Below are 6,797 nucleotides of genomic sequence, written 5' to 3'. Positions count from 1 at the left end.
GCCTCAAGCACTACACCGCCGACCTGACCTACACCCTGGTACGCCGCGAGGGGGGCTTCCAGCTCCAGCGCAAGGTCATCAGCCTGATCAACAGCGACGATACCCTTGCCGGTATCGGCTACATCCTCTGAGGCCATGACCATGAGCGACCCCTTGCTCGACGTCATCGTGCAGGCCCGCCAGGTGCAAGGGGGCGACGTGGTCGTCCTCGAGCTGGCCGCCGTCGACGGCCAGGCCTTGCCGCGCTTTGCCGCTGGTGCCCATGTCGACCTGCACCTGGCGCCCGACCTGGTGCGCCAGTATTCGTTGTGTGGCGACCCTGCGCAGGCCAACGTGTATCGCCTTGGCGTGCTCAAGGATAGTCAGTCCCGGGGCGGTTCGGCGGCGGTGTATACGCAATTGCAACCTGGCACGCCGATGCGCATCAGTGCGCCGCGCAACCTGTTCCCACTGGCCGCCGATGCCACACACTCGATCTTGTTGGGCGGTGGCATCGGCATTACCCCCATGATTGCCATGGCCCATGCCCTGCACGCACAGGGCCAACCCTTCGAGCTGCACTACCGTGGCCGCTCGCGCAGCCGTTGTGCCTTCGTCGAGGAGCTGCTAGCCGCACCGTTTGCCGCCAGCGTGTTCACCCATTTCAGCGATGAAGGCCCAGAGCAACAGCTCGACCTTGCTCAGGTACTGGGCCGAGCAACCCCCGGCGTGCATCTGTACACCTGCGGCCCAGCGGGCTTCATGGACTGGGTGATCGAAGCCGCGCGCGAGCAAGGTTACGACGCGCAGCACATCCACCACGAATACTTCCAGGCCGAGGTCGACACTCAGGGCGAGCGGTTCGAGGTGGTCGCTGCACGCAGTGGCAAGACCGTGCAGGTGCAAGAAGGCCAGACCCTGATCGCTGCCCTGCGCGACGTGGGCATCAAGGTCGATGTGTCATGCGAGCAAGGTGTGTGTGGCACCTGCCTGTGCGATGTCCTTGAAGGTGAAGCCGATCACCGTGACCACTACCTGACCGATGAGGAGAAACAAAGCAACGAACAAATCGTGCTGTGCTGTTCCCGGGCGCGCGGCAAGCGCCTGGTGCTGGATATCTAGAACAACAAAAAACAATACGTGACAGGCAAGCGGGCGCCAGACCTGCCCTCTTCTGCCCCAGTTTTTCAACTGCCCAGAACTTGTACTGATCACACTTCCAGGAAAACCCCATGGAACTCAAATGGCCGTTGCGTGCGACATCGTTTTGCCTGTGTGTTGGTTCCGTCCTACCCCTTACGTGCTTGGGCGACGTGGTCGATGACAGCCACCTCTCGCTGAATTTCAGAAACCTCTACCTGAACCGCAACTTCACCAATTCCAGCGCGCCGGTGTCCAAGGTCGGCAACTGGTCCCAAGGCTTCGACCTGCAGTTCGAGTCCGGCTATACCGATACCCCGCTGGCCGTTGGCTTCGAGCTCAACGGGCAATACGCGCTGCGCCTGGACTCCACCGGCAACGATGGCTCGCTGCCCTACAGCCGGCATCGCCAGCAGGCGGCAGACGACTACAGCCGGGGCGGCGCGACCCTCAAGCTCAAATACGCCAAGACCCTGGTGAAGATCGGTGATCAGAAGCCGTTCTACCCGGTTGCCTCCAACGACCCCAGCCGCCAGCTGGACACCGTGTACCAGGGCGCAGTGGTGGAATCGCGCGACATCGACAACCTGACCCTGGTGGGCGGGCGCTTCTGGTCGATCGTCACCCGCGAATCGTCCAACCATGAGCGCCTCTACCGTTACGGCACCAGCGACAGCCAGGACAGCGACGGCCTGGACTTCGTCGGTGCCACCTATGCGCTGACGCCGGATCTGCAAGGCAGTTACTTCCATGGTGTGCTCAACGATGTCTACAAGCAGGACTACGGCGGTATCAAACATACCTTGACGTTCGCCGACGGCTACCAGCTGAAAACCGATGTGGGCTATTTCAACAACCGCGAGGACGGGGCCGCCCGCAGCGGCGCGGTGGACAACCGCGCTTACTTCGGCCTGATGACTTTGGAAAAGAGCGGCCACATGGTCGGCGTGAGTTACCAGCGCATGACCGGTGACACGGTGTTCCCCACCCTCAACGGCTACGTGCCGCAACTGTGGCTGCCGAACTGGGCGAGCCTGCCGTTCATCCGCCCCGACGAGCGCAGCTGGTCGGTCCGCTATGGCTACAACTTCGCCGCCATGGGCCTGCCCGGGCTCAAGCTGTTCACCCGCTACATCAAGGGTACTGACATCGACCGCGGGCCGGGCCTTGCACGCGACAGGGAAAGCGAACGCGACATCATGCTGACCTACGTGATCCAGAGCGGCCCGCTCAAGGACCTCTCCTTCGACCTGAAGAACATGCGTACCCAGCAAACCTACGGCAATGACTACAACGAGTACCGCCTGATCACTTCCTACACCTGGAAGTTCTGGTGAACGGCCCGCATGGAGATGGCTCATGAGCAACCTCAACACCAGCATCACCCGTGACACCGACCCGCGCACCATGCGCCGCATCGTCATCGCCTCGGTACTGGGCAATGCCCTGGAATGGTATGACTTCTTCCTCTACGGCACGGCAGCGGCGCTGATCTTCGCACCGCTGTTCTTCCCCGCCGGCACCGACCCGGTGCTGGGCACCATGGCGTCGTTCGCCGGCTTTGCCGTGGGCTTTCTGGCGCGCCCGCTGGGTGGCCTGATCTTTGGCCACATCGGCGACAAGGCCGGGCGCAAGAAGGCGCTGGTGATGACCCTGGCGATCATGGGCGCGGCCACCTTCGCCATGGGCCTGCTGCCCACCTTCGAGCAAGCCGGCTACCTGGCCCCGGCATGCCTGGTGATCCTGCGCGTCTTGCAGGGGGTGGCTTCAGGGGGCGAATGGGGCGGTGGTGTTCTGCTGCTCAGTGAGAATGCGCCCAAAGAACGGGTCGGCTTCTATGCCGCCTGGAGCCAGCTGGGCGTGTCGGGTGGGTTCGTGCTGTCTGCCGCAGCCTTCTACCTGGTGCAGATGCTGCCCCATGAAGACATGATGAGCTGGGGTTGGCGCGTACCGTTCCTGGCCAGCATCCTGATCTTCGGCGTGGGTGTGTATATCCGACGGCGGCTGCCAGAGAGCAAGGCGTTCGTTGCCGAACAGGCGCAGCAAGACGCGCCCGAGCACCTGCCGGCGATGGAGGTGCTGCGCAAGCACCCCAAGGCGGTATTGCAGGCCATGGGCATCCGCATTGCCGAAAACGGCAGCGCTTACCTGTTCCTTGCCTTCACCATCGCCTACGCCAAGTTCACCGGGCTCGACACCCAGCTGGTGCTGGCCAGCGTGATGGTGGCGATGATCGTCGAGGCCGGCACCATCGTGTTCTGGGGTTGGCTGTCGGACATCATTGGCCGGCGGGTGGTGTATGCCATCGGCTCGGTCGGCTTGATGGTGCTGGCCTTCCCGTTCTTCTGGATGCTCGACACCCACTCCCCTGTGTGGGTGTACCTGGCCGCGTTGCTGGGCATGGCGTTCTGTCATGGCGCGATGATCGGCACCCAACCCGCGCTGATGGGTGAGTTGTTCCCCGCCAAGGTGCGCTACTCGGGGCTGGCCATGGGCCACGAAATCGCGTCGATCTTCTCCGGCGGCCTGGCACCGCTGGCGGCGACGGCGCTGTTCAGCGTGTACAAGGACGCCTGGCCGGTGTCGGTGATGCTGGTGGTGATGGGGGCAATTACCACGCTGGCGGTGTTGTCCATCAAACCTTCCCGGCAGTGACCTGCCCGCGCTGAGCATCGAGCAGCCACGTTTTTGCCTGGGCCTTTCCGTGCGGGGAGGGTCCGGGCTTTTTATTGCATCAGAGGAAAACACCCATGTCCGACCGCTACGAACTGCTGCGCTTCACCCTTCGCGTACGTACCCCCGCCATGGCCCTTCCCCGCCTGCAAAAGGCCTTGCACGAGGCGGGTGAAGGCGTTGAGCTGATCGGCTGCTGGCTATCGGAGATCGGCCCGCAGAACACCATCGCCGTGCTGCGCCGTTTCAGCAGCGCCGAGGCCCAGGCCGCCGAGCGTGAACGGGTGCTGCTTTGCACAGACGCCTTTGCCATTGGCGAATTCGTTCTCGAACAGCACATGGACGACTACCGCCTGTTCCCGTTCCTGAAACCGCTGTCTGCCGGTAAGCACGGGCCGTTTTACGAGCTGCGCGAGTACGACCTGGTCACCAGCGGCCTGGAACCGACCCTGGCCGGCTGGCGCAAGGCTGTGGGGCCACGCACCGAGCCTGACTACTCCCAGGTGTACGCGGCGTTCTATGCCACCAGTGGCCGTGTACCGCGGTATTTGCATATCTGGCCCTATGCAAGCCTTGAACAACGCCTGGACGTGCGCACCCGCGCCGTGCGCGACGAGGTCTGGCCGCCGGAGAACTCGGCGCCGCAGTTGCAGAAGATGCAATCGGGGGTGTACTTGCCTGCCGCGTTTTCACCGCTGAGCTGACCCTGCCGTTGCCTGGCCAGCAAGGAGGTCAACCGCAATGTCGAGGCGGTACGCGATGTCACCGCCTCGTTGTCTGGTCAGGCCGAGCGCGCTGCAGGGATCAGCCAGCAACTCAATGCCCTGGCATCAGAGCAGCAAGGGTTGATCCAGCGCTTCAAGGCCTGAAGCAAAACGCGGCGCCAGGTTGGCCTGGCGCAAGCGCTGGACCAGTTCGACCAACCGCCCCTGACGATACGCAGCCACATCCAGCTCCCGGTAATCGTAGAAACCCACCCCATCACGCAGCCCGTTACGGCCCGCTGCCATGTTGTCCAGCACCGACTGCGGCGCCTGGTAACGCTCACCCAGCTGGCTGCCGAGGTACGCCGAGGCGTGGTACAGGATGTCGCCCCCACCCCAGTCGATGAACTCCAGCAACCCCAGCACCGAAAAGCGCAGGCCGAACCCAGTGCGCACCGCCTGGTCGATCTGCTCGGCGCTGGCCACGCCCTCCTCGACCATGCGCACGGCCTCATTCATCACCAACGCCTGCAGGCGTGGCACGATAAAGCCAGGTGTGGCGCTACACACCACGGGTGCCTTGCCGATGCCCCGCAACACCGCCAGCAGCTCGGCAACCACCGCCTCGCTGGTTTGCGCACTGCGCGAAAGCTCCACCAGAGGCATCAGGTGCGCGGGGTTGAGCCAGTGCGCATTGAGCATGCGCTGTGGCGCCGACACCATCCCGGCCAGCTCTGTGACCAGGAATGTCGAGGTGGTCGAGGCAATGACAGTGTCTGCGGCCACGTGGCGGTCGATCCAGGCCAAGGCCTCGCGCTTGGCTGTCAGCACTTCCGGCACGGCCTCGAACACCAACCGGCAACGGCCCAGCGCCGGTCCGCCTTCGACCCGTGGGACCAGGCCTATCCGTGCCAGCGTCTGAGCGGCCTGCTGCGTGCCGATCAGTTCGAGGGCGACCAGGCTGTCCACCTGGGCGACGAGGTTGCACCACAGGGCCTCGAAATAGGTCGCCTGGGCCTGCGCCTCGCGCGCCTTCAAGTCGATCAGGCTCACCTGCCACCCGGCCTGTGCGAAGGCCAGGGCTATGCCCTCGCCCATGCGCCCGGCACCGATGACCGCGACGTGCCCCAGTGGCCCGCTCATGCGGGTACCCCGTCCTGCAAAAGGGCCGCCATCTGTGCCCGGTCGAGCCCTGCGACGCCCAGGTTTTCCAAGGTGCGGCCTTCGCTGTACAGGTCGCGGCCAGTCACCGCCGACGCCAACGCCAGCAGGCCTTCGGCCACGGGTGTAGGCACACCGGCCCAACGCCCGACCGATATCAGCAAAGACAACCCCAGGCGGGTGTCTTCGAGCATGTAGCGGTGTTGCTGCAGGTCGATGTTCTCGCGCCAGTCACCGCTGTCGGTGAGTTTGCCGTGGGCGCCGCGGCCATACATCCACTCATCGCCGTGGTCGCTGTGGTAGTGGTCGGCCAACGGGAAATGCGGCGCCGGGTAGCCGAGCGCTTCTCGCACCCGCATGCGTTCGCCATCGAGCTGATGGGTGACCCGGCGAATCGACGGTTGGGTCCCTTCGTTGTGGATGTCCCAGGACGCGAAGTGCTCCAGCGGCCCGGCATTCATCAGGATCAGCGGCGGGTGAATGATCGGGCCGGCGTTCATCAGCGCACCGCTCAAGGCGTCCTCGATGGGCTCCACGCTGGGGTAGGCCTGGCGCAAAACGGCGAACGCCTGCGCTGACAAGCGACTGGGCAATACACCTGTAGGCAGGCGGGTGGCATAGGCGCTGATCACCAGTTGATCTGCCCCATGCTTGCGCACCAGGTAAGGCAAGGTGCCGGTTTCCGCGAACGCCACCTGGGCGGGGTTGCCGCTGTCGCGCAGGGCCTTGGCAAACACCCAGGTGCCGAACGTGCCCGGCGGCAAGAACACCACCTGGCCATCGCTCAGCAAAGGTGCAACCTGCGCCGCCAGCGCCTGATGGCTGGTGGCCGGCAACGGGATGACCACCAGGTCGGCGCCTTCCAGCGCCTGGGCCAGGTCGCCGACCAGTTGCAACCGGTCACCCAGGGCAACCTGCCGGGTACCACGGTAGTCACGCACCGTGAGGCTGCCGATGGCTTGCAGCGCCTGCAAGGCTGCCTGGTCGCGCCGCCACAGGCGGGTAAAGTGGCCGCGCTCAGCCATGTCGACAGCCGCCGCGTAGCAGCCGTGGCCGCCGCCAAGAATAGTGACCTGCATAGGTATGACTCCGCGTGTTGAGGTAGGCCGATGCTAGCCAGCGCACGCGTCGCCGACGCTC

The 6,797-nt window shown here is 64.5% G+C and carries 6 protein-coding genes and 2 pseudogenes; 6 read left to right on the top strand and 2 right to left on the bottom strand.

Translation table 11 applies throughout. The features are described from left to right. From L6D80_RS30560 to L6D80_RS30555, 6 genes and pseudogenes are all read left to right on the top strand, one after another. Positions 1-131: pseudogene (locus L6D80_RS30560) on the top strand (aromatic-ring-hydroxylating dioxygenase subunit beta); the annotation flags it as partial. Between the two features lie 10 nt (positions 132-141). Next, the gene (locus L6D80_RS25185) at positions 142-1,101 is read left to right on the top strand and encodes a PDR/VanB family oxidoreductase (RefSeq protein WP_176512930.1); all 960 of its coding nucleotides are present in this window, start codon (positions 142-144) and stop codon (positions 1,099-1,101) included. Between the two features lie 110 nt (positions 1,102-1,211). Then, on the top strand, positions 1,212-2,456 hold the full coding sequence (locus L6D80_RS25180; protein ID WP_054903746.1) for an OprD family outer membrane porin: 1,245 nt from the start codon (positions 1,212-1,214) through the stop codon (positions 2,454-2,456). 22 nt (positions 2,457-2,478) lie between these two features. Then, the gene (locus L6D80_RS25175) at positions 2,479-3,774 is read left to right on the top strand and encodes an MFS transporter (protein WP_223849227.1); all 1,296 of its coding nucleotides are present in this window, start codon (positions 2,479-2,481) and stop codon (positions 3,772-3,774) included. A 95-nt stretch (positions 3,775-3,869) separates the two neighbouring features. Beyond that, on the top strand, positions 3,870-4,496 hold the full coding sequence (locus tag L6D80_RS25170) for an NIPSNAP family protein (protein ID WP_176512931.1): 627 nt from the start codon (positions 3,870-3,872) through the stop codon (positions 4,494-4,496). Between the two features lie 18 nt (positions 4,497-4,514). Beyond that, a pseudogene (locus tag L6D80_RS30555) lies at positions 4,515-4,661 on the top strand (hypothetical protein); the annotation flags it as partial. Here the strand turns inward: L6D80_RS30555 and L6D80_RS25160 are convergent. Next, a complete protein-coding gene (locus L6D80_RS25160) occupies positions 4,623-5,639 on the bottom strand; it encodes a 3-hydroxybutyryl-CoA dehydrogenase (RefSeq protein WP_054903749.1) in 1,017 nt (338 codons plus the stop codon). The pseudogene L6D80_RS30555 and the gene L6D80_RS25160 sit on opposite strands and share 39 nt — an antisense overlap. Then, a complete protein-coding gene (locus L6D80_RS25155; RefSeq protein WP_176512932.1) occupies positions 5,636-6,736 on the bottom strand; it encodes an NAD/NADP-dependent octopine/nopaline dehydrogenase family protein in 1,101 nt (366 codons plus the stop codon). The genes L6D80_RS25160 and L6D80_RS25155 overlap by 4 nt, the downstream gene beginning before the upstream one ends. Positions 6,737-6,797 lie beyond the last annotated feature (61 nt).

The sequence above is a fragment of the Pseudomonas ceruminis genome (genome assembly GCF_021602025.1).
GTDB classification, from domain to species: domain Bacteria; phylum Pseudomonadota; class Gammaproteobacteria; order Pseudomonadales; family Pseudomonadaceae; genus Aquipseudomonas; species Aquipseudomonas ceruminis.
The sequence above is the reverse complement of the archived record's forward strand: the minus strand, read 5'-3'. Positions and strand labels throughout refer to the sequence as shown.

Coding starts and splice junctions, on each gene's coding strand:
- L6D80_RS25185 (WP_176512930.1), top strand. CDS start 142: ATGAGCGACCCCTTGCTCGACGTCATCGTGCAGGCCCGCCAGGTGCAA.
- L6D80_RS25180 (WP_054903746.1), top strand. CDS start 1,212: ATGGAACTCAAATGGCCGTTGCGTGCGACATCGTTTTGCCTGTGTGTT.
- L6D80_RS25175 (WP_223849227.1), top strand. CDS start 2,479: ATGAGCAACCTCAACACCAGCATCACCCGTGACACCGACCCGCGCACC.
- L6D80_RS25170 (WP_176512931.1), top strand. CDS start 3,870: ATGTCCGACCGCTACGAACTGCTGCGCTTCACCCTTCGCGTACGTACC.
- L6D80_RS25160 (WP_054903749.1), bottom strand. CDS start 5,639: ATGAGCGGGCCACTGGGGCACGTCGCGGTCATCGGTGCCGGGCGCATG.
- L6D80_RS25155 (WP_176512932.1), bottom strand. CDS start 6,736: ATGCAGGTCACTATTCTTGGCGGCGGCCACGGCTGCTACGCGGCGGCT.